Origin of the sequence: Paenibacillus thalictri, assembly GCF_004307995.1 — a bacterium.
In the GTDB taxonomy this organism is placed as follows: domain Bacteria; phylum Bacillota; class Bacilli; order Paenibacillales; family NBRC-103111; genus Paenibacillus_AF; species Paenibacillus_AF thalictri.
On sequence record NZ_SIRE01000004.1, the window covers coordinates 326,929 to 349,347 of the forward strand.

Below are 22,419 nucleotides of genomic sequence, written 5' to 3' on the forward strand. Positions count from 1 at the left end.
GCTTACACCGCATTTCCCTGCACCTCAAATTGGGTTAAATATCCGTCGCTGCCGATTCTATGAGAGGCGCTTTTAATATAATAAGGCTGATTTAACCTCCGCCCCAAACCGTCAAGCGTAATATACCGGCCTGCTCGTATTTCGGGCAGCCCTATACATTCCGCGCTGCCGGAAATAAGCTGCATGCCCCGTTCATTCATCACCGCGTCCGCTTTCGCCTGGGCATCCTGCGCATCTTCGGCATTGACGTATAACGTCTCTTCGAATGTCCCCAGCGTCTTCAGCAGATCGGCGCCGGTCGTACTGTTCGATCCGACTTTGTCTACGGTGCTGGAGGATGCCTCGATGACGGTCTGCGTTTTTGCATCCCAGCTCTTGACGATAACTTCCGTCACCTGATCGGATATGTTTTGTTCCAGATCAAAACGTATTAAATGCTTGCCCCAGGATAACGTCATCAGCGGCGTTTTATTTTTATTTTTCTTGCGGAAGTATAACGTCTTGCCCACGATAAAAAATTCATAGTTCAGCGTTTGGGCCAATGTTTGCAAAAATTGGTAATCGCTTTCCGGTTTATTTGGAAAATTCGGCAGCGGTTTGGATGTCTCGTCGATGTCGAAGCTGCTGGCGCCGTACTTTTGACCGATCTGCTTGACAATGTCGGAAATTTTCATGTTCGCAAAAGTCGAAGCGTGCCGCCCTCTCATCATCTTAAAGCTCAGGTCCATCCCGGTTACGGTTAATTGCGGCGTGCCGCCAGCGGGAAAGCTCATCTGGATCGACGTAATGTAGCCGAAAAATAATGGCGTCATCCGGTCCGTATAACCCATGTGCACTTCCAGCGTCTTGCCCAGCGCAAGCTGGTCGCCCAGCCAATCGAAATCCCGCTTCACCAAATTATAAGCATTGCTGACTGTAAACGAGACGGTGTCGGATTCTTCGGACGCCGTTGTATCGACGGAAAGTTCGGTAATGGCCATTCCTTCCCGGACGGCGTCGTCATTGTTCACAAGGAGCTTAAATCCGGGAGCGAGGAAGTTTCGGTAATTCTTCTCCAGCTCGTCAAAGGTATATTTGTCGGTTCCGAGTTTCAAATCGCTCATCGCTGTTTCCCTGCCTTACCCGTACAATCTCGGAATTTTGATGACCGTGCCCGGCACCAGCTGCTTCGGATTATGAATGCCGTTGGCCCGCGCAATTTCCCGCCATAGACCCGGATCTTCATATTCTTCAGCCGCAATTCGCCACAGCTGATCGCCTTGCTTAATCGTACGCTGCTTCGTCCGGTCGGCGGATTGCCGGGGAATGCGCTGGAATTGCTCCTTAATGCTCTGGACAGCGCGAAACGTCACATTGACGGTAGCTCGAACGGGAATGCCGGAAGAAAGGAACATCGTATATTTTTGCGTAGCCTTCTCGACAACGCCTTTAAATTGTAAAGACCCCCAGGTGAATTTACATAGCGGAGGAGCATGCAGGTCTTTGTCGACATCAAGCAGTCCGACAATTTTCGAAGTGTGTTTGCGTACATCCGTTCTGAGCTCGTAAGTATCGAAAAATAAATCCATCGTTAACGTCGTTGCTTCACCGCTGACAAACTGCGCGATCGGCTGGGATAATCCGGGAATCGTATGCCAGGAATATTGGTTGGACGAATCCAATGAATACTCATTGGGATTAAACAGCACATCCAGCCATTCGGTTTCATTTCCACGTTCCACAATGATCGTTGCTTTTTCGGTCACTGCGCATCACCTCATCTTTTCCTGGAGGCCACTGAAAAGTGAACGCTACATGAGCGAATCATGCTTACGATCGCCAATTGTCCGCGAGTTTCTTGAATCTACCTGCTTACGTTGCGGCAGGTGAAATTGGGGACAAAAGCGAACGTTGGTGTTTCTCCAGCATGATTTCGCTCACTCCGCTGCTTTTTCAGCGGCCTCTCTTTCCTGTCGGGGGCTCCCCAAAAAGTAATCTGAATCAGCCGCTAAGTTTATCTTCACTTTTGGGGGGTCCAAGAGGATCAAATGCCCCTCCGCTGCTGTTCAAATCGAACCCTCCGGGTGAACTCTTTATATACCTGATCGGTTATCCGGTTAATATTGACATTCGGCTGTTCCCACTGCTTCTTCGCTTGAAGCAAATTGGTTTCCACGGTTTTGACCGCTTGCTGCAGGCTTTGAAGCATCGGGTCTTGCGCCTGTTTGGCGTTTGCCGATTTGACCGCAACGTCCAGCGGTACGGCTTGTACCGCTCTTTGCCCGGGTAAGACAGCATTCGCGGCTACAGCCCGTGTCTGCCGGTTGACAAGCTGCAGGTTTGGCTCTGCGATAACCCTGCGGCTGTTGCCGATGGTTGCTTCCGCAGCTTTTGAAGGCTGTACCAGAGGCATGATCGCTGCCGGATGCGCCGTTTGCTGTGCAATCCGCTGCAGCCTTATTAACGGCGGACGCGAAACGCCCGATGCGGCTTGAGACTGCGCTGCACGCCGCCTTGCTAACGGAGCTTGGGCGGCGGCGAAACGTACCGCCTGCTGCAGCAATTCCGCTGCCGGTGGTTTGCGGTGCACCGGTGGCTGCGCTGCCCCAGCGGGGCGGACAAGTTCAACCGGCCGGGCGACGGCCGTGACATAACTTATCCGGCGCTGCCGTCCTTGCCCTTGGCTCGCCGCTGTAGGCTGCGGGTACAGATGCTCCACTCTATGGTTGAGCATCTGATTGTGCAACTGCACACGGCGCTCTATTCTGCGTTCGAGCGTCTGGTTGCGCTGTTTCACCTGGCGCTCCACTATGCGATTGAGCGTCTGACTACGCTGCTGCACTTGGCGTTCCACTTGGCGGTCGAGCGTCTGACTCTGCTGCTGCACTTGGCGTTCCACTCTACGATCGAGCGTCTGATTGTGCACTTGCACTTGGCGTTCCACTCGGCGCTCGAGCGTCTGATTACGCAGTTGCACTTGGCGTTCCACTCGGCGGTCGAGCATCTGATTGTGCACTTGCACTTGGCGTTCCACTCGGCGGTCGAGCGTCTGACTCTGCAGCTGCACTTGGCGTTCCACTCTACGATCGAGCGTCTGATTGTGCAGTTGCACTTGGCGTTCCACTCGGCGGTCGAGCGTCTGACTACGCAACTGCACTTGGCGTTCCACTCGGCGATCGAGCGTTTGATTGCGCTGCTGCACTTGGTGCTCTATTCGGCGGTCGAGCGTCTGACTACGCAGTTGCACTTGGCGTTCTACTCGGCGGTCGAGCGTCTGGTTGCGCTGCTGCACCTGGCGCTCTACTCGGCGGTTGAGCGTCTGACTATGCAGTTGCACTTGGCGTTCCACTCGGCGGTCGAGCGTCTGATTTCGCACCTGCACTTGGCGCTCTACTCGGCGGTCGAGCGTCTGAGTGCGTACCTGCACTTGGCGCTCCACTCGACGGTCGAGCATCTGATTACGCACTTGCACCAGGCGCTCCACTCTACGCTCGAGCATCTGATTGCGTAACTGCTCCTGACGCTCTACTATGCGATTGAGCGTCTGATTGCGTAACTGCTCCTGGCGCTCCACTCGGCGATCAAGCGTCTGACTACGCAGTTGTACTTGGCGCTCTACTATGCGATTGAACGTCTGACTGCGCACTTGCATTTGACGCTCTACTCGGCGGTCGAGCATCTGACTATGCAGTTCCACTCGGCGGTCGAGCATCTGGTTGCGCTGCTGCACCTGGCGCTCTACTATGCGATTGAGTGTCTGATTGCGCTGCTGCACCTGGCGCTCTACTCTACGATCAAACGTCTGACTGTGCAGTTGCACTTGACGCTCCACTCGACGGTCAAGCGTCTGATTGCGCAACTGCACCTGGCGCTCCACTCGGCGATCAAACGTCTGACTACGCACTTGCACCTGACGCTCCACCCGTCGATCAAACGTCTGATTGCGTACTTGCACTTGCTCCAGGCGCACGAATGGGGTTCGCAGCCGTTCCGCCAGCCGGTCTGCAAATGAAGGATCGGCTCCTGTGAAATGCAACGTCAACGGTCTTACAAGTGTATTCTTATAGGTGGAGTCTGGGCTTCGGTAAATCCTCGCCAGTTTTCCTTCGATATGACGCAAAACCGGAATGCCGGTTCTTCGGCTCATTTTTGTTCCGGCCGCAGCGGCGCCGGAATGATCCGGTAGTGTCCTCCGCCTTATACTGTCCGCGTAGATGTTGGTATAGAGGGCACCCATCTTCCGTGCGGCAACCATTCTGAACACCGCTGCGGTGTTGGTTTGTGGCGTATTGCCAAATATTCGCCGGGTTTCTGTTTCTGCTTTTGCTTGGACGCTCTGATTTGCAGGCAACCTGACGTTATTTATTTGTTCATGCCGATGTGATGACCGCTCTACTTCATAAGACCTGCGGGACAGCATCATTTGCCATTCCCGCCCAAATCTTGTCCGGGAACGGGCCATATACTCCATCGGATATGTGAATTTTCGAAGTGTTGAGTTTACTTTTTCCAGTAAAATAGGATGATTCATATATTTCGCGATGGGAGTAAATAAATGGAGCCGAACCGCAGTGCGAGCTATTTCGTCCTCCTGCCGGGAACCGCGCCTATGCTGCATGCGCAGCACTTGACCGCCTTTTTCCCACCGGTTGACCTGCTGCTGTTGGATCTGCGGAAGCAGTAGACCCAGCCTAGATAAAGCCAGCTCACGTTGTTCCGGTCCAAACATGTAAGTTTGCTTCAGCAAACCCGCTCTCAACGGCGCTTGTGAAGCTGGCTCTCCATTTGGCCGAACAGAAAGAAGGCTCTTAACCGCATACCCAAATGGATCCTGCTTTAGCCGGCGTAAACCGGAAACACTGTTGTTTATTAAGGCTTTCTGCAATAATTGCCGGTTGCTTGAAACTTGCGATAAAACCTCACGTAGTTGCCCATTTACAACAACCAGTTGACTCGTCTTGCCATACAATCGGCGGGTCACAAAAACGTGAGGGCGTGTTGCCGTCTCAAGTTTGGAATAAATCCGCCTGACGTTACCATTTTGCAAACTCGTTTCATGGTTTGAATCAAGGAAAGATAAAAGCTGCGATCGGGAGCGGTTCTCGCGTAATAAAATCCGCTGCTTCAACGAATCACCGTTAAGCGGTTTACTTAACTCGCGATGTGCCATTGTCCTTGTACGCACATACCGTTCAAGCCACTCGCTCAGATGATGTTGTCCACGAATCCGAACCACACTTTGCAATCGTTCGTCAACATGTGTTATATTCCGACGTTCCGTTTCCATGGACCTTACGATTAACGCCATGTTTTGTAAAACTTTTTGTTTCTGGCCGAATCCACTTTCTCCGGTCAGATAAAACATGGAGGCAGCCGGATAGCGGGCCAAGTTTGGATAAACCACGGAAACCGCTTGGGCCGTACGCCGCAGGCCAGGAGTACTGCTCCATCCGGCGTGCACCTCACTCAGCCCGGGTTGTGGCGCTGTTCGGCGGGTCATCAGCCGTCTTTGCGCCGTTTCGGCATCAACAGAAACCGTGCCCGGGTTGCCCGCCCTGACTACCGGTCTTATTGTATTTTCGCGACCAGCAGAACCACTGGTTTCCCCCGCCCTAAGCGGTCTTGAAACTACAGTGGTGACAAGCTGGCGTGGTCTGAAAAATATTCGTTGCGTATCGGTTTCAATCCGGATACGCCGTTCGGCGGGCAATCCCGCTATATGTATTTGTTCATACCGATTCAACAACTGCACCATGGGACGGGATGTGCGGGACTGTGGCAGCCCCGGGTTTCCCGCCGCTGCATGGCTTGCACGCGGACCAGCCTCCGGCTCAAGCTGCGGATTGCTCCGTGGGAGCAGGCCGCGATAGCCAATCACGGAAACCGCGCGTACTGCAATTTTTTGTATCGGATATGTTAATTTTCGAATGATGGTTTCGGAAGACTCATTTCGGCTTCGCGTGTTAGGAGTAAAGATTTGACTTTGTGCTATAACTTCTTTCAGCAGATCTGCAGTAATTGCCTCTCCCGGAACGTAATGCCGGGCATTCAGCGGGTTAGTGCGCTGCTCATTGGATACCGGTTTCACACGGGCTTCATCTTTTGAACGCCGTATCTCACCTTTGCTAACGGGAACTTCGCCCCTGGCGTTATTCGCCTTCTGCGACTGCCTTGTTTCAAGCTGCCGCCGCCGTTCTTGCATTTGCAGCATATTATAAAGCCGCATATTCAACTGAATAATCGGGTTGATGTTTTGCCTAAACAAATGAAAATGGAACATGGCCGTTGTTGCCGCCCGGCCAGCTTGATTGGACGCTTGGCGATGGACCATCGAACCCCGCTGCTTACCGGATGGGGACCAGCCGTATTTGCCGACCAGACGATTCGCAAAAGCAGCGTCTGACAGACGAATGGAACGCAGTTGATTTTTTTCGCTTGCGGATGCCATACTTTGAGTGCGAATACGCTTCGCGGACACTGCTGGGGACTTGCTTGGCGCCTTAGACGACACTTCTGCCTTACTGGACATCGCAACTGACACCGTTGGCTTACTTGGCGCCTTAGACGATGCTGCTGCCTTACTGGACTTCGCAGCTGACGCCGTTGGCTCACTTGGCGCCTTAGATGACGCTGCTGTCTTACTGGACTTCGCAGAGGACGCCGTTGGCTTACTGGGCACTTCAGGTGACGCTGCTGCCTTGCTGGACTTCGCAGCTGACGCCGCTGGCTTGCTTGGCGCCTTACTTGATGCCTCCGCCGCCTTGCCTGCTGCCGGAGTTTTGGCTGGCTTCGTAGATGCAGCGTTTTTTTTGCGCGAAGAAGTTGGCTTGGAGTCCGCGGAGTTGCGCTGGTTCTCCTTCTGATCATCCTTCTCCCGTTCGCTCATTCGAAGCCCTCCCTTCTATATGCAGCAGTACGCTTAAATTAATCTTATTGTGACTGGACGTATTAGACGGCTTTAAGCCCGTTATGAATCAGTTCTATAGATTCTACCGCAATTCCGCTGTTTGTTGCGTTTAGTTCCGGCCCTGTCCACTTCGCGGGGAATCCGTCATAAAAGTTCCAACGGCGGAATTCCTGATCTTTCTCGTTGTATAAAATAATAGACCCGCTCTTCCGCGTAATATAACCTTCCGTAACATCCGCATACCATTCCCAAAGCTCATTGGTAATCGTTACGCCCCGTTTGAGAATAAGCGGTTGAAGTTTCGTTCTTCCCGGGAGCCGATGAACGTAACTGTTAAGGCCGCCTTCCGGCACCTCCAGCAGTTCCGTCTCCACCGTCAGTCCGCTTACTTCCGAAAAGCTGGCTACGAACATACCATCGAGCTCGACCATAAATCGGTAAGCGCCTACGACGTTTGGGCGATCTTTGACTGTTTTGCGAATCAAGCGCTTCACCTCTTTTTGAACACATCAAATGGATTATGCTTATCCGGCTCGTCGTTCATTTTACGGTTAATCTTCGAGATTTCTTCACACCATCTGCGTCTTTCCCGGTGTTCCATATTCATCACCTCGTCGTGACTCCAATGGAAGTAATAAGCAATAAATCCGGTTTCTTCATACAGCCGATCTTCCGGATACAGACTTATGCCCCTTCCATCTCGGACAAAAAAGAAATATCTACCTCGTGCTCATGCTCGCATTTGGGGCAAACGGCCTTCACGGTCAACCGCTCGGTTTCGTTAATTTCACGGTATAAATTTTGCAGATAAGCCAAATCGGCAGTGAACAATCGCTCAATTGTTTTCGTGTCAATCGCACGCAGATCTCCCAGCTTCGTGATTACCCGCGCGAGCAAAATAATCGTCAAATAACCCGGATTTTGCTGGACCCGCTGATCGCGCATCGGCAATATTTCGTCGGCGGCCGTCGCAAGACGCATCGTTCCTCTGCGGTGCAAATTTCCATTTTCGTCAACGTATCCTTTTGGCAGCTCAAATTCGTATTCAGTCTTGAACGACATGTCGTTCCTCCTTGAAGGCATAGTTTAATTAGCGGCGATAAACCGATGAGGAACGCCGCCATAGCGGCCGTTCCTCTCCCGGCATCATATTGAACTTATGTTATTGAGTGCGAAGCATTCCTTCATGCGCCAGCTCAAGCAGCTCGATCGCCACTTCGGAAGCCGTTGCGTTAAAATCAGGGGCGGTGTACTTGGCCGGCCATGCTTCGATGACTTGCCATGTGGCGACATCTTCGCCCTCTTCGTTAATCGCAATAATAGTAACCGTTTTTCTTTCAATAGTTCCTTCGACAATACATTCCTGAATCCATTCGAACAGATCCATGGAATCCGTAGCGCCCCATTTCAAAGAAATGTTGCCGTATTTGGCGAGCCCGGGCAGCTTGCGCGGGGTGATTACATCAGTGCCCTCGCGATACTCAACGACGTCCAGTGAAGCGTCGAAACCGGAAACTTCGCTGAATCCGGCTTGTTCAATACCTTCAACCTCTACGCGAAATCGAAATTTGCGATATGGATCATTACGTTCGCCAGCCATCTATTCTCTTCCCCTCATTCTTTAATTAACGCCAGTCGTTATTGCTCATTCGTTTTTTGTGTAATGCGGAATACCACGAACTCTGCAGGTTTTACCGGCGCAATGCCGATTACGCAAATAAGGCGGCCGTTGTCAATATCATCCTGCGTCATTGTATTGGAGCTGATGTCGATGAAGAAGGCATCGCCTGGAGATGAACCCATCAAAGCGCCGCCTCTCCAAACACGTGTCAAGAAAGCATCGATGGTACGATGCACACGCGCCCATAACCGCTCGTCGTTTGGCTCGAATACGACCCAATTGGTTCCTGCTTTAATCGATTCTTCAACAAAAATGAAAAGACGGCGAATGTTAATATATTTCCAAAGGGCGTTCGAAGAGGTCGTGCGAGCTCCCCAGATACGGATGCCTTGACCGGAAAAGCTGCGGATCAAATTGACGCCTTTCGGATTCAAAATGTCCTGCTCGCCTTTATTATACTGTACATCCAGGCCTGTGCAGCCCCGGATAACCTCGTTCGCAGGCGCTTTTTCGACACCGCGCGTATTATCGCTACGCGCATATACGCCGGCTACCGAACCGGACGGAGGAATAAACACATTGCGTTTCTCCAGCGGATCGAATACTTGCAGCCATGGATTATACAACGCCGCATAGCTGGAATCGAACATATCGCGGTGTGTCAGTACGTCAGGCACCTTGGTTTTCTCTCTAGGAATGTCGAGAACCGCAAAACGGCTGCCCAAATTTTCGCAATGCGCCACAAGCGCCAACTGTACGGCAGGATCGGTCACACCCGGGATCGCCATGATGCTCACTTGGTCGTTGTCGACAAATGCCTGAATACCGGTCCGTTTGCCGGGTCCGTTATCTTCGCCGATGTAGTTGCCCGGGCTGATTCCGCCTTGGGAACCGTCCGAACCGCCTGCCAGTGTAATGACCAGCTTCGATTGTTCGGCAAACAGGGAGACAAGATCGGCATCGTTATTGACGGCTTGAATTTGCACCAATGCGGAGCGGGATGTAACTTTATCCACGTGATTGGCCGCCGTAGCGTTCAAGGAACAATTGTCGTAGGTTTCGACTTCATCGCCGTATACGACGTAAACCGTAAATTCAACGGTCGACAGCACCTTCACCGGGAGCAAACCGTTGTCGACAACGTCGCCGTCCAGTGCGCTTTCCAGTTCAATGATGTTGTCGCGCGACTGAACGACCTTGCTGTAAGTTTTCTCTGCGCCGTCAAAAAATGCGACGACATCGCCTTCGTTGAAACCGGCGTTGTTTTTCACGCGGTATTTGTTATCTCCCAAATCTTCGAAGATTTGTGTCTTCGCTTTGCTGGCGGGTTCGCAAAAAACTTGAACCGCATTTCCCCATGCTCCCGGATTTTTGGCAGCAATGTGAAAAACTTCTCCTTCATTCCCGGCAATCGCCGCATCCGAAGGCGCCACCCGCATGACATATGCGCGGGAACCTCCATTTGTGAAAAACTGATCGACGGCATATGCTAGGTAGCGGTATGTACCAAATTGATTTTCCGACAAGTATCCGCCATAGTTGCGTTTGAAATCATTCATGCTCGTTACAAGTACAGGCAGTCCTTCGACTGGCCCTCTTCCAGCAAGTCCGATAAAACCTGCTGTGCTTGTGCTTACGCCGGCTAACGGTTGTCCCGCGCTGTCAAACTCTTCAACGTAAACACCAGGTGATAAATATTCGGCCATTTTAGTTGCCCGATTGTCGGTAGAATGTTGTCATTTCCGTTTTCTGCCGAAACCGGTTCCTCCTTTCAAAATTGAAATATGCAAAATCGAACCGCCAAAAACAGCGTTCGATCGGTGCAACAAAGCAGGTTACTTCTTCTGCTTCAAATGAACTTGGCGCTCTCTTACGCGCGACGTCGTTTTCACTCTTGTCGAATCGACAAATACGGGACCTATTCGATAACAAAGCGAAAGTTTATACGGCATATTCGGAAACAAGCTGATTGCCGTGTCAAGCGGAATCTCTTCTTTAACGATCCGAAACTGGCCGTCCGTCCCCGTTAGCGATCCGACCAAATCGTCCCCTTTAAGTACATTATGATCATGAAGCACCTGCAGCGTCTTACCGAGCATCCTGTGCTCGTCGATCGAGCGGGACAGGACGTCTGAAGCCGAATGTGCGGTAATTAGATACGTTAAGTCCATGGCAATCGGCGGAAACCGCATGCGATCGCCTTGGTCAATCATTTCGTTGCTGCGAAAGTCCGTGTTCTCCTTCACCTCAAACAAATAGAGCGTTAAGTTCATATCTCCTTTGTCATGCGGGTGAGCCAACCCGACTCCGTCAGGATGCCCGATCAATTCGGGCACAAGCGCCCTTCTAAGCACCTTCACCAAAGACAAGCCGATATCGGAAATTACCGTATAATCCGCCACTCTCTACCCCCTCCAGAATTCAGCATACGCGCCAAGCCGTTCCTTAAGCAGCACCTTCCCGGTCTTCTTAAATTCCTGAACAGCCCCTTCAATAAACTGCTTCATGGATACGGCCACTCCCTCTTCGGCGGCAAGATACGCTGCCGTCACGACGATATTTTTAATCGGGCCGCCTGATAATTCGAAGGTATGTGCAAGAAACGGAAAATCGATAGGCTCCTGCAAAGGCAGTTCGGACGGAATGGATGATCTCCATAGCTGCTCCCGCTGAACAGGGTCGGGAAACGGAAACTTGATGATAAGAGGAATTCTGCGCATGAACGCATCATCCAGATTTTGCGAGAAATTCGTGGCCAGAATGGTCAGCCCGTCGTATTCCTCCATCTTTTGCAGCAAGTAGGATGTTTCCATATTGGCATATTTGTCGTGCGCGTCTTTAACTTCCGAGCGCTTGCCAAACAAAGCATCCGCCTCGTCGAAAAACAGAATCGCGCCGCTCACTCGCGCATGATCAAATATTTCGCTGAGATTTTTCTCCGTCTCCCCGATATATTTGCTGACGATTCTCGACAAGTCGATCCGGTATAACTCGGCGCTCATCTCTTTGGCCATCACCAGCGCCGACATCGTTTTGCCGGTTCCCGGAGGCCCCGTAAACAACATGCTTGTTCCTTTGCCGTAGGCCAGTTTACGATCAAAACCCCAGTCGTGCATCACCTTATGCCGATGGACGATTCTGCTGCAAGCTTGACGCAGCAAACCCATCGTTTCTTTCGGCAGGATCAGATCGTCCCAGGTGAATCGTCCTTCCAGCTTAACGGCCTTTTCCTGCAAACGGTGATTAATGAGATGGTAAGCCACCCGGTGCAGCTCGGAAGCGGTAGTAGGATCGGCTTGGCGGATTTGATCGTAACCATGCCGCTGCCATGCCCGGTGTTTGCACACCTCGTCCACCGCTGCCTGTATGGAGCCCGGCGTAAAGCGGAACTTCCCTGCCAATACGCCCGAATCGGCGTTTGTAATCGGAAGCCTATCGCTAGCCAGCATGCGCCACAACATCTCCCGTTCTCCGATATCGGGAACCGCCAGAGGAATGTGCATCCATAACATGCCCGACAAGGCGGAGACCGGCGGTCTTATCTCCTCTTCACCCATCATCAGCACAACATCTTTCCAAGCCTGCAGGCGCTCCATGAGCAGAAAACTGCGGCGGTTGGCATCCTGTAAAACATGTATGCAATCGAATGCGGGAATCGCGTCAATCAGTTGGGCTTCGCGCAGCATTCGGTCGACATCATCAAGGAAATCCCGGTCATTGTCGGGAGCACGGGACATATCGTAGGCGAGCAGCGGACGCTGGAGGCTTGCGCATAAATGGCGGGCATGCAGCGTTTTGCCACTGCCTCCCGGCCCGCTCAACATGCAGGCCACCGTTGTGTCGACGGTGCCGCTATATGCGGCGAGGCGTTCAAGACGTTCCTGAATCTCATGGTTGACCAGAAGCGGCGGCAGGGTTGATGTTTCGCAAGCATCCACGGATAAATGAGCCAGAGCTCCGTCATACCGATATTCCAGGCCTGTACAAAAATAGACGATCCGCTCATCCAAACGGATGGGTGCATGAAGCATTGAAGCGGATTCCGGCGAACGAATGAAAAGCGATTTATCCAAGAAAGTCCGGCAAAACCGCATTCCGGTTAAAATCTGCAGCGCCTGGATCCGCTCATCTTCGCTGCTGCAGCACAATTGCAGCAAGACATCTGCGGTGACGTATTGGCGGGTCATGTCATCCTGAATGAATCCGTACAGACGCAAATATTTTCCGTCTACATGGGGGGCAAGCAGGGTGACAAGCAGCCTCATCTCCAGTTCATTCAGCTTAAATAACGATTGCAGCCGAATGAGCGGAAGCATCGACAAACGCCTTGCGGTTAACGCCAGACGGGCCGATATCCACTGCTCGATCTGATGCAGACCCAGCTCTTGCTCCGCGGTCAGCTCCCCATCGGGGTCCGGATGATCCAGCAATTGCGCGGCTTCGGAATCGGTCATGTACACGCCATGGAACGTCCTGTCGAGCAAATCGCTCTTGGGGGTTGTGTTCCTCTGATGGATCCTGCATTCCAACATGAAATCGAGCTTCGTGATTTCATCACGCAGATGATCCATTGCATTCTCATACGGCAGCGCGGCTGAGAAGGTGTGAAGAAGTCCTCTCATCATCGGCCCGTTCCAATCCGCTGCAACCGGCCGGGCTTCGGCTGCAGATCAGGGCTAGGGACCCATCGCCAGCACCACATGCGCCCCACTCTCCTCTTCCGCATCACATTGCAGGAAAACTATGGTTTCGACAATTTTCAAAAATAAATTTCTTCATCTTTTTTATTTTTGCATGATGTTTCCCGATACGCAAGCGATATTTCCCGATTTCACGGTGATTTGACAAGATTTGTGGTAAAATTCACAGTCATGATGGCAATGTCGTCGGATTGCGGATTGCCATCGGCAAAAGTGTACACCTCGCTGCGGATCCGCTCGGCGATTTCCATCGGCGAATGCGACGCATAATGTTCCAGAATCCGGCATAGCCGGGCTGCTGTGAACCATTCCCCCCGCCCGTTCTCCGCTTCGGTTACCCCGTCGGTATACAAAACCAGCGTTTCTCCGGATTCCAGCCGAGCTTCGCCGTCGGCATACTCCCCATCGGCGAATATGCCAAGCGGAAGATGCTTGGTCGACTCCAGCTTGCGCACTCCTTCCGGGCCCAGGATGTACGGTGTGCAGTGTCCCCCGTCGCAATACCGGAGCTGCCCTGTCTGCGTATCCACAATCGCGAGGAAAATCGTCGCAAACATTGTCGAATCATCCGTGCTGACTTCCCGGTTAATCGCCTCCAGAATAAATGCCGGAGATTGGCGGTCCGCAGCTTTCGCCTGAATCCAGATCATTAACCCGGACATGAACAGAGCGGCCGGCATCCCCTTGTCCGACACGTCGCCAAGGCATATGAGCATCTGGTGGTTCCCCAGCTCGATAAAATGGTAGAAGTCTCCGCCGACTTCATTCGCCGGAAACAAACAGGCATGCAGCTCGACGCCGCCCGACTGCAGCGCGCTTCCGGGAAGAAAGTTCTGCTGAATGTCCCGCGCAATTTTCAATTCGCTCTCCATGCGCTCCTTAGCGGCCGTTGTCTGGCGCAGCGTGTCCATCGACCTCGCCAGCGCTTCGTACAGAAACATATTTTCCAGCGCAGCGGCTGTCGGCGAAGCAATCATCTCCAGCAGCTTCAGGTCGCGCTGATTAAACGCTTTGCCGCCCCTTTTGTTAATAACCTGGAGCACGCCCACCGTCTTGCCGTTCGAGACGACAGGGACACACAGCATATTGCGCGTAGGCACATTCACCTTCGTCGAAACCCGGTTCGACCAGCGGGGATCTTTGGCCGCATCCGCAATCAACACGGATTTGCCGGATTGTGCGACCCAACCCGCAATGCCCTCTCCCAGTTTCAGCCGGATTTCGCGCACCTCTTCATTTTTGTCCCCGGTCGTTACTTCAAAGTACAACTCGGCGCGTTCCTCATCCACAAGAATAATGGACGAACCTTCGGCTTTCATCTCGTCGGAGGCCGTCTCCATAATAATTTGCAGCAAGTCCTTGCGTTTAATCGTCGAGTTCAGCCGCATTCCAAGCGCAAACAACTTCTGCGTACGCCGCCATTCCTTCCACGCGGTAGCTGCGGCAGCGACGGCCAGCAGAAGTAGCAGCGCCATGATGAGCAGGGCCAGTTCGTGTATCATTTCGCCACCCCCGTCAACCCATTAAGAAGATACGTGCGCCAAAGCTTCCACATGGGTTGAGTAGATCGCAAATATCGTATGGAACCCGGATATTTGGAAAACCTCGTTGACACTGTCATTTAACCCGCAAAGTGCGATTTTGCCGCCGGCGGCGCGTGTCTTTTTGGCCCCTAACAGCATGACGCGTAATCCCGCGCTGCTAATGTATTCCAGCTTGCTAAGATCAAATACAAACGTCTTTTCCCCTTGGTCCGTCAGTTTCAAAAATTCGGCTTCCACCTGGCGTGAGGTCGTACCGTCCAACCTGCCGTCCAGTCCGATCAGCTTTACGTTTCCTTGCTCCGCGATTGTCACAATCATCGAGATAGCTCCTTTATATTGCTTGAGTAATGTTCTTGCGCAAAATCAGCTCATTGCGGCCGTCAATCCGCCGGTATTCACAGTTGTCCATCTTCTGCTTGATCAAATAGATGCCAAGCCCGCCAATTTGCCGCTCCTCCGCCGACAACGCGAGATTCGGCGCTTCATACGCCACCGGGTCAAAAGGCGGTGCGGCATCGACAAAACGGATGTTCAGCTCATCTTGTCCTTCCATCCACATCGCGACCTCGATGGGGGGATAGCCCGCTAAGGCATCAGGCCGATCGACTCGATAACCGTGTTTGACAATATTCAAAAACCATTCCTCGCAAACAAGCTGCAAGTCCAGCATGAGCGGCTCGTTCCACTGGCGATTTCGGCAAAAGTCGTCGATCGCCTGCTTGAATCGCTGCCATTCCGCTAGGGTTGGGGCCAAGCTTAACAGTACACGTTCCAGGGCGGATCCCCTCCTCCTAACCAAGCTTCAGCATCATGCGCTCCATGGTCCGCAGGCGGTTGCCGACGGAACGCAAAAGACCGATTCCAATGTCCGGGTATAAGCGGACCAGCCGCACCGTTTCGTTCCCCTCAATTTCCAGCACCCGCACATGATCGAACAAGGCCTGGGCGGAAACAAGCGACGGCCGGTCGTCGAAAAGCGCCGCTTCCCCTATCGACTGCTTTGATCCGAGCACGCTAATCGTGCCCTCGATCCCATCTTCGTTCACTCCGCTAATCTCTACGTGGCCTTCCACAATCACTTTTAAAGCCACGCTGGACTCGCCTTGCTTGATCAAATAACTGCCTTCCTCGTACACCTTCTCGCTGGCGATGCTGGCGATGCGGCCCAGCTCTTCAACCGAAATCTCGGCAAACAGAGGAACCTGTTTCAAAAACACGATTTTGTCAAGCGCGCTCAAGTATTCCCAATTATCTACCAAAACCGATTCTCCTTTCGCTGCGCCCGCTTTGATGGCAATGGCCTGCAGCCATGGATCCGATACCTCCGCCTTTAATTCTACCGCTCCCGATTCAGCCTGGGAATGGGCGCTTGCCTTGCGGGAGGCGGACGTTCGCTGATGCTGCTGGTAAAAAACCAGCAAAGCCGAAGCCAGCTTCGAATCGCCAAGTCCCTCCGACAAGATTTCTAGGCCGTGGTCGCGGATCTCCTCATCGCTGTGCTCTACCGCATGACGGATCTGCGGAATGGAACGTTCATCGCCGAAGCGGATCATAACCGTCCAGATCGTATCCAGCAGCGCCGATTTCACTTCGCTTAAGCGCATGCGCGCCAGCTGTGTCCATTCGTCCTGCCCCAACGCGGCAATTTGCGCCACGAACTCATCATTGGCCCGCAGCTCCCTCAGCTTTGCCACACAAGACGGCACGACGAGCTCCCGGATCATTTTCTCGTTGCCCAGCGCGTTGACGATGGCGACCGTCGAACGCCATATTTCTCCGTTCGGCGAATCGAGGAAGCGGATCATTTCCGGCAGCGCCTCTTCGCCTACGTCCATTAACGCAAGTTCAATTGCTGCGCGTAGCTCCATGTCCGCGCCAATGAGCAGCTCGCGCAAGTTGGTCGCGGCTTCGCTGCCGCCCAGCTTGCCGATCGCCCGAACAGCAGCGATTTTCACCAGCGGCGCAGGATTCAGCAAGCACATCATCACATCGAAGTACAAATTCGCCAGTTTCCTGGCTCCGACCACCTCGCAAGCCAATATGGCAGCTTCGTCTTTCCCTTGCAGCAAAAGGCGCAGCCCCGCCTCCATTTGCTCGATGGATTCCGCTACCATCAGCGCTTCCGCCTGAACCGCGGGACTGATGTCGGAAAGCGCCTCCTCCATCCAAGCTTGCTTGCCTCCGGGAGGATCGTCTTCGGCGAATTGCTTGCGGAAGGCGGCGGCACGCACATCCGGGTCCGGATTGCGCAAATAAGCCTCCCGCTTGCCTGCATCCAGACTCTTCCATCCGCTTGGATGGACGGCTGACAATGCAAGCGCAAGAAGCTCAGCGGAGCCGCGGGCCCCGCAATGCAGCAGCGCCGTTGTCGCAGCCGGCTCCGGATTGCGCTGAAACAACTCAATGGTTAACCGGCGCACCGTTTCGTCCGGATGCTCCAATTGGTCGATCAGCGTTTTCCGGACACGTTCATGTTTCATCGATTCCAGAAATTCGCCAAGGAAGTCCTTCATTGACGAAGAACCTACCTTCAAAAATTGGACCAGCTCTTTAATATAGAGATGCCTTCCGGCCCAAGCGAGCGCGACTAATCCGACTGCGGCGGCAATGCCGACCGCCGACTGCCCTGACAGCGACATCCCGGCCTGGGAATGCAGCATCGACAAGCTCGACCCGATGAGAATGCCCGCCGAAGCGGCGATGCCTTGCGCCGTCAAGCGGAAGCCGTCCCGGTGCTGGATGGACTGCATTTTGAAATACAGCTGGTAGCTCGGCTCGGCAAAATAATAAAGCAGCAAATACATCAGCCCGTACCCGATGGAAACGGCGGCCATCGCGAAGTGTGACTGCACAAACAACGCAGCCAAAATAAAACCTGCCAAAAACACAAAAGAAATCGCGAAAATCGTATTGCTCGCTCCCAGCCACTCCATCAGCTTCGCCGCAAACAACTGCAGCAAGAAAGCCGCGATGAATAGCAGCATAACCATCATGCCGTAAAAGGAGGTCAGTTCCGCTTCGGTCGTAAAAACCGCCTGCGCCTCGGTAAAGTATTGATATTCGATGAGCACATACAGCGCCGGCATCAACGTCATGATGCCTATGACGGTTAGCAGAAAGGGGGAACGCAACGTATGTTTGAGGTAGTATGTCGAGGAGGGCGAACTTGCTTCAGCCTCCGTCTCTTCCTTAAACGTAAGCGGGATGAGGAATTGCTTAAGCGAACTCAAGAAATTCGGCAGTCCCAGAAGTAAAATGACCGATGCCGACAAATACAGCAGCCCCGGACCCAGAACGGATGCCAGCGTGCTTGTGATCACACCCGCAACGATGCCGCCAATGATGGCCAGCAGCACAAAAACCGGCATGATCCGCTTCGCCTGCTGCGTTGGGCACAGATCGTAGGCGGTGCTCCACATCAGCAGCGTTTGCTGGCGGACAATCATGTTGGATGCGATAAACAGAAACGGATAAAAGCCAATCCATTCGTTACCGCTCATCTGAAAGAAAATCAGCACCGCGCTGTTAAAAAGACCGATCCCGAGAAAGATCACATACATCGTGATCATAAAGCGAAGCTTGGACAGCCGCTGCGACAACACGGACAGCAGCCATCCTTCAAAAGGCAGCAGGAACGCCTCGATCAGGTACATCACCGGCAAATATTGAATGCCGAAACGGCTATTGAACAGCGCCATAAACGAGGTGTAGTTGACCATTTCCGATACACCCGCCAGGAAAAATACGGTTCCCATGAACCATACTTTGCGCCAATCTTCGTATCTGAGATTAAAAAACGATTTTATACCTTCAAGCACTTGCAGCTCCACCTTATCGCTCTTAAGTCGTTTATGTCCGTACGTTGCCACGGAATAACTGCAAATTCACGGAATTTGCAGGAAAGAACGCAAGAACGCTATTTGTTAATGCAAATTCCACACTAGTATTATAATAAAGCATCGCTCCGTATCATGTCTGCAGCGGATGCCTGGCCGCTGGCGACAAGCCGGATCGAATCGATAAATTGCTGATGCACGTGTAAAATCAAACCGTTGCTCCGGTCGATCAAACCAACCGCCATAACTTGCGGCATAGCCAAATCGATCATCATATTCGCTTTGAAAACAACCTGCGATTGATCAAGCACTATAAAGGCGCCAACCGGCAAATTGAGATTCAGCCTGTCCAAATAAGTGTGAAGCTCCTGCAAAACCGCCCCGTCGGGGGAGCAAACCGCCTCAAAATTGGAAAACGCCTGCAGGATTTGCACGCCGCTTACCGCTTGCTCGGCCGGCAGGATGAAGGCCAGCTCCAAGCGGACTGGCACCCCATTCTCACCTACCTCTTCAAAGATGATCTGCAGTGAATGAAACGGAGCCGCTTCGGAGGGCTCCAGTAAGACGGCTTCCAGCCCTGCGCCCGCATATTCGTTTTGGCAAGCTTGCAGTATGGCCAACCATTCCGTAGACATCGTCACAGCTCCCGCCCGCTTAGTTTAGTTTTTTGGCAATCATGGACGGGGTCGGCGATTTGCCTTTCTCCCGTTTGAGACCGATATGTTGAATCAGATCCATGTAGTTTTCTTCATCTCCGACTACCCCTTTTTCGTAGATGATATTAGCAAGTTCCGTAATGATATGAACGTAGCATTGATCAACGGAGTTGAAACCGTTTTGCTGAAGTTTCCCATCCCGCTGTTTTTCCTTCTCTCCTTCAGGCACCTTGTCAAGTTTCAAATAACGGTCGACGACCTCGTGTTTGCGGGCCCGCTTCTTGTAAAACTTGTAGATCGCAACAGCTCCGGCAATCGCGCCGGCGGCGCCAAGCAGTATCCAGCCGATCGGACCTGAAGCGGTCAGCAGCAAGATGCCGCCGGTGAGCAAAGCCGCTCCCTTGACCGCAGTGCCGACGCCGACGTTACGGTTGATTTCCTGTGTGCGCACCCCAACGTCGGCAGCCCGCTCCAGAACGGCATCGCCTTGCGTATTCATGTTTTGCAGCGCATTTTTGCGCTGCTGGCTTTTGATCGCCGTGGCCGTGCCGCCGATCAAGTTGATCGCGCCGGTGGCGATAGCCGCCCCGCCTGCGGCCGCCGTCGCGGCCGAAGCCGCCGTATGGCCAAGTGCGGCACGCGCCGTTTCCACCGTTTGCGAGGTCGATTGGGCAATATCCGCCAGCCCTGCGCCGACGCCAACGCCAACGGTATGTGCTTTATCAAAAGTCGACATGCTGCTGTCATAGTTGTTCACTGCGTTGCCCACGCTGACCGCCGCACCCAAGGCGCTTAGTCCCGACGAGAACGGAGCCAGCACCAGCGCAGAGGCAGCCCCGCCGGAGTCTCCGGCCAGTTTGGCCACAGTGCTGCCAGCCCCCGCGGCGCTGACGGTTGCTCCGGTGCCGGTAATGCCGTAACCGGTGTAATCAATGTTGGTATCCTTGTTGTAATTGTCCATCTTCATGCCTTTAGCTTCACGGGCGGCCGTTGAGAAAACATCCCAGTCCACCCGTTTTTTAAGCCGGCTGCGGGTTGATATTTTTTCCGTAAACGCTTTGAAATCCGGCTTATCGGTTCCGGCCATCTTCTGAATGGCGACCTGCTTTTGCGGAAGCGACAATGTCTCGAAAAATTGCATCAGCCCGGCTTTGCCTTGCTTATTCGCTTTATAATTAAGCCACAGCACAATATCTTTGTACGGCACAAGCAGGCCGGAGACGTCGATTGCCGCGGCGCTCTGCGGAGCTTCGTCTTTTTCCCCGCCTTCTTCGTTCTGCGATTCGGCGGGCCCCGCTGCTTCCTCCAGTTTCACGGGCTCCACGGATGCAACGGAAGCCGTAAATCGGGTCCAGTCCACTCGTTTTTTAAAACCAAGCGTGCTTGTCGTCATCTTGTCTTTGACAAGCTGCTCCGAGAACTGTCCGGCTCCGCCCATCACCTGCAGCGCCGCTTTCTGCTGCTCGGTGGTCAAAGCGGCAAAGCGCTGATACAATGCGGTCTGTCCTTGATTTGCGGCCTGCGCCTCCAGCCAGCTTGCCGCCTGACCATACGCATCACCCAGCCCGGCCGAGGCGGGGCTTGCACTTTGTACCGGAGCAGCGGCGGCTCCTCCCGCTTCAGGCTCCGCTACGGCCGCTACCGACGCGTCCGCGCCTCCTCCTGCTTCCGGCTCCGCTGCAGACGTTACCGGCCCGGCGGCCCCTCCTGCTTCCGGCTCCGCTGCGACCGCTACTGGCGCGGCGGCTCCCCCTGCTTCAGGCTCCGCTGCGACCGCTACCGGCGCGGCGGCTCCCCCTGCTTCAGGCTCCGCTGCGACCGCTATCGGCGCGGCAGCAGCCCCTCCTGCTTCCGGCTCCGCTACGACCGCTATCGGCGCGGCGGCAGCTCCTCCTGCTCCTGGCCCTGCTGCGATCGCTACTGGCGCAGCAGCAGCTCCTCCTGCTTCCGGTCCCGCTGCGACCGCTACTGGCGCGGCGGCGGCTCCCCCTGCTTCCGGCCCTGCTGCGATCGCTACCGGCGCGGCAGCTCCTCCTGCTTCCGGTCCCGCTGCGACCGCTACTGGCGCGGCGGCTCCCCCTGCTTCCGGCCCCGAAACTGCCGCTACCGATGCGGCGACATCATCCGATGTCGGCTCCGCTACGGCCACGGCAGGAGCCGCAGCGCCTCCCTCTGCAACCGGCGCTGCGGCTCCTTCTGCCGCCAGCTCCGCTGCTACGGCAGCCGGAGCGGCCACGCCCTCTGCGCTTGGCTCCGCTACTGCGGCAAGCAGCGTAGAAGCAGCAGCGGCAGTATGCAATTGGTGCTGCTGTCGAATCGTTTCAACCAAATGCTGCACAGCCTCATTGCCGTGCGTCCGCTGCATCATGGCAATAACAGCCGATGTTTGCGGCGCTGCAGGCGCATGCGAAGCAGGAGCTGCAGCCGCGCTAGCCGGGGCAGCCGCTTCGGATTGATGGGTATCAGTTGACTTGGCCGCCATGCTTGATTTCCTAACAGGTAGCATCACGTACGCCTCCTTTGCTCATTTTCATGGTCTAAGCAATTGCGCATCCGAACGCTCGTAAACTTAAATCATGCTGACTGCAGCTTTATTCGGCGTCGCCATCGAGCTTTTTTAAATAAAGCAACTTGCCTTCTCCCGAATAATAATAATCCGGCAAGCGGCACATGAACACAAAACCGTTTCGTTCAAACAATGCCCGGGCGCTGGCATATTCCGGCAAATCGCAGGTGAAGGTCTCCACATAACGCCCTCCGTTGGTTAAACAGTGCTTGAACATTTCATCCAGCAGCCGCCAGCCCAGCTTGCGGTGCCGATAGTTGCGGTGCACGCCGAAATACTCCAGACGATATCCGCCGCTGCGGTGCTCGTTCTCAACGAAAATAATTGCCGAGATGACCTCACCTTGCTCTTCCGAATACCAGCAGCTGACATGCCCTTCCTGCAAGCTGCGAATCGGCAGCCATTGCAGCTGCTCGGTTTCGCCCGGCGTAAACCGCTGGTCGTCGAAACAGTGCTCTCCGAGCAGAAAGTCGGATACCCTTCCCGCTTCCGTAGCGCTTTTAACCGGCTTGATAACTACCGGCAATTGACTTGGTACCTCTTGCTTTGCCTGCTCATTCATAGCGGCCAACCTCCGCATTCAAGTTCACTTAAAGTGCGAGTTCAAAAA

Annotated in this window: 18 protein-coding genes; 1 reads left to right on the forward strand and 17 read right to left on the reverse strand. The window is 53.8% G+C overall.

All coding sequences use genetic code 11. From position 1 onward, the window contains the following. Window positions 1–2 precede the first annotated feature (2 nt). The 3 genes from EYB31_RS05990 to EYB31_RS06000 form a co-directional block, all read right to left on the reverse strand. Window positions 3–1,103, reverse strand: a complete 1,101-nt coding sequence (locus tag EYB31_RS05990) for a phage late control D family protein (RefSeq protein WP_131012373.1) — start codon at window positions 1,101–1,103, stop codon at window positions 3–5. A gap of 15 nt (window positions 1,104–1,118) precedes the next feature. Next, window positions 1,119–1,745, reverse strand: coding sequence for a CIS tube protein (locus tag EYB31_RS05995; protein WP_131012374.1), 627 nt, complete (start codon window positions 1,743–1,745; stop codon window positions 1,119–1,121). Between the two features lie 278 nt (window positions 1,746–2,023). Then, on the reverse strand, window positions 2,024–6,520 hold the full coding sequence (locus EYB31_RS06000) for a hypothetical protein (protein ID WP_165452244.1): 4,497 nt from the start codon (window positions 6,518–6,520) through the stop codon (window positions 2,024–2,026). Between the two features lie 83 nt (window positions 6,521–6,603). Here EYB31_RS06000 and EYB31_RS40080 point away from each other — a divergent pair, with 83 nt between their 5' ends. After that, on the forward strand, window positions 6,604–6,774 hold the full coding sequence (locus EYB31_RS40080) for a hypothetical protein (protein ID WP_165452245.1): 171 nt from the start codon (window positions 6,604–6,606) through the stop codon (window positions 6,772–6,774). Between the two features lie 153 nt (window positions 6,775–6,927). Here the strand turns inward: EYB31_RS40080 and EYB31_RS06005 are convergent, their stop codons facing one another. The 14 genes from EYB31_RS06005 to EYB31_RS06070 all read right to left on the reverse strand — a co-directional run bounded on the left by EYB31_RS06005 (window position 6,928) and on the right by EYB31_RS06070 (window position 22,371). Beyond that, complete coding sequence (locus EYB31_RS06005) at window positions 6,928–7,371, reverse strand: phage tail protein (protein ID WP_240762112.1); 444 nt, start codon at window positions 7,369–7,371, stop codon at window positions 6,928–6,930. A gap of 5 nt (window positions 7,372–7,376) precedes the next feature. Then, window positions 7,377–7,574, reverse strand: a complete 198-nt coding sequence (locus EYB31_RS41405) for a DUF6760 family protein (protein ID WP_131012500.1) — start codon at window positions 7,572–7,574, stop codon at window positions 7,377–7,379. Then, window positions 7,571–7,948: a phage tail assembly protein gene (locus EYB31_RS06015; RefSeq protein WP_131012376.1), complete on the reverse strand. Its 378-nt coding sequence runs from the start codon at window positions 7,946–7,948 to the stop codon at window positions 7,571–7,573. Before EYB31_RS06015 ends, EYB31_RS41405 begins: the two co-directional genes overlap by 4 nt. A 100-nt stretch (window positions 7,949–8,048) precedes the next feature. Continuing rightward, the gene (locus EYB31_RS06020) at window positions 8,049–8,486 is read right to left on the reverse strand and encodes a phage tail protein (RefSeq protein ID WP_131012377.1); all 438 of its coding nucleotides are present in this window, start codon (window positions 8,484–8,486) and stop codon (window positions 8,049–8,051) included. A gap of 38 nt (window positions 8,487–8,524) precedes the next feature. Continuing rightward, window positions 8,525–10,213, reverse strand: a complete 1,689-nt coding sequence (locus tag EYB31_RS06025) for a phage tail sheath subtilisin-like domain-containing protein (protein ID WP_131012378.1) — start codon at window positions 10,211–10,213, stop codon at window positions 8,525–8,527. Window positions 10,214–10,342: 129 nt separating this feature from the next. Next, window positions 10,343–10,909, reverse strand: a complete 567-nt coding sequence (locus tag EYB31_RS06030) for a Pvc16 family protein (protein ID WP_131012379.1) — start codon at window positions 10,907–10,909, stop codon at window positions 10,343–10,345. A gap of 3 nt (window positions 10,910–10,912) precedes the next feature. Next, window positions 10,913–13,132, reverse strand: a complete 2,220-nt coding sequence (locus tag EYB31_RS06035) for an ATP-binding protein (protein ID WP_131012380.1) — start codon at window positions 13,130–13,132, stop codon at window positions 10,913–10,915. 206 nt (window positions 13,133–13,338) lie between these two features. Beyond that, the gene (locus EYB31_RS06040) at window positions 13,339–14,709 is read right to left on the reverse strand and encodes a PP2C family protein-serine/threonine phosphatase (protein ID WP_131012381.1); all 1,371 of its coding nucleotides are present in this window, start codon (window positions 14,707–14,709) and stop codon (window positions 13,339–13,341) included. A gap of 21 nt (window positions 14,710–14,730) precedes the next feature. Next, on the reverse strand, window positions 14,731–15,069 hold the full coding sequence (locus EYB31_RS06045; protein ID WP_131012382.1) for an STAS domain-containing protein: 339 nt from the start codon (window positions 15,067–15,069) through the stop codon (window positions 14,731–14,733). 13 nt (window positions 15,070–15,082) lie between these two features. Then, on the reverse strand, window positions 15,083–15,505 hold the full coding sequence (locus EYB31_RS06050) for an ATP-binding protein (protein WP_165452246.1): 423 nt from the start codon (window positions 15,503–15,505) through the stop codon (window positions 15,083–15,085). Window positions 15,506–15,542: 37 nt separating this feature from the next. After that, window positions 15,543–18,569, reverse strand: coding sequence for a cyclic nucleotide-binding domain-containing protein (locus EYB31_RS06055; RefSeq protein ID WP_131012384.1), 3,027 nt, complete (start codon window positions 18,567–18,569; stop codon window positions 15,543–15,545). Between the two features lie 128 nt (window positions 18,570–18,697). Further along, window positions 18,698–19,222 (reverse strand): hypothetical protein, encoded by a 525-nt coding sequence (locus EYB31_RS06060; RefSeq protein ID WP_131012385.1) that lies wholly within the window; start codon window positions 19,220–19,222, stop codon window positions 18,698–18,700. A 19-nt stretch (window positions 19,223–19,241) separates the two neighbouring features. After that, entirely contained in the window at window positions 19,242–21,749 is a 2,508-nt protein-coding gene (locus EYB31_RS06065) for a hypothetical protein (protein WP_131012386.1), read from the reverse strand. An 85-nt stretch (window positions 21,750–21,834) separates the two neighbouring features. Then, window positions 21,835–22,371 (reverse strand): GNAT family N-acetyltransferase, encoded by a 537-nt coding sequence (locus tag EYB31_RS06070; protein ID WP_165452247.1) that lies wholly within the window; start codon window positions 22,369–22,371, stop codon window positions 21,835–21,837. Between the last annotated feature and the right edge of the window lie 48 nt (window positions 22,372–22,419).

Bases quoted from the DNA above. Each gene is read 5' to 3' on its own strand.
- EYB31_RS05990 (WP_131012373.1), bottom strand. From the start codon at position 1,103: ATGAGCGATTTGAAACTCGGAACCGACAAATATACCTTTGACGAGCTG.
- EYB31_RS40080 (WP_165452245.1), top strand. From the start codon at position 6,604: ATGACGCTGCTGTCTTACTGGACTTCGCAGAGGACGCCGTTGGCTTAC.
- EYB31_RS06015 (WP_131012376.1), bottom strand. From the start codon at position 7,948: ATGTCGTTCAAGACTGAATACGAATTTGAGCTGCCAAAAGGATACGTT.
- EYB31_RS06020 (WP_131012377.1), bottom strand. From the start codon at position 8,486: ATGGCTGGCGAACGTAATGATCCATATCGCAAATTTCGATTTCGCGTA.
- EYB31_RS06025 (WP_131012378.1), bottom strand. From the start codon at position 10,213: ATGGCCGAATATTTATCACCTGGTGTTTACGTTGAAGAGTTTGACAGC.
- EYB31_RS06035 (WP_131012380.1), bottom strand. From the start codon at position 13,132: ATGATGAGAGGACTTCTTCACACCTTCTCAGCCGCGCTGCCGTATGAG.
- EYB31_RS06040 (WP_131012381.1), bottom strand. From the start codon at position 14,709: ATGATACACGAACTGGCCCTGCTCATCATGGCGCTGCTACTTCTGCTG.
- EYB31_RS06045 (WP_131012382.1), bottom strand. From the start codon at position 15,069: ATGATTGTGACAATCGCGGAGCAAGGAAACGTAAAGCTGATCGGACTG.
- EYB31_RS06060 (WP_131012385.1), bottom strand. From the start codon at position 19,222: ATGTCTACGGAATGGTTGGCCATACTGCAAGCTTGCCAAAACGAATAT.
- EYB31_RS06065 (WP_131012386.1), bottom strand. From the start codon at position 21,749: ATGCTACCTGTTAGGAAATCAAGCATGGCGGCCAAGTCAACTGATACC.
- EYB31_RS06070 (WP_165452247.1), bottom strand. From the start codon at position 22,371: ATGAATGAGCAGGCAAAGCAAGAGGTACCAAGTCAATTGCCGGTAGTT.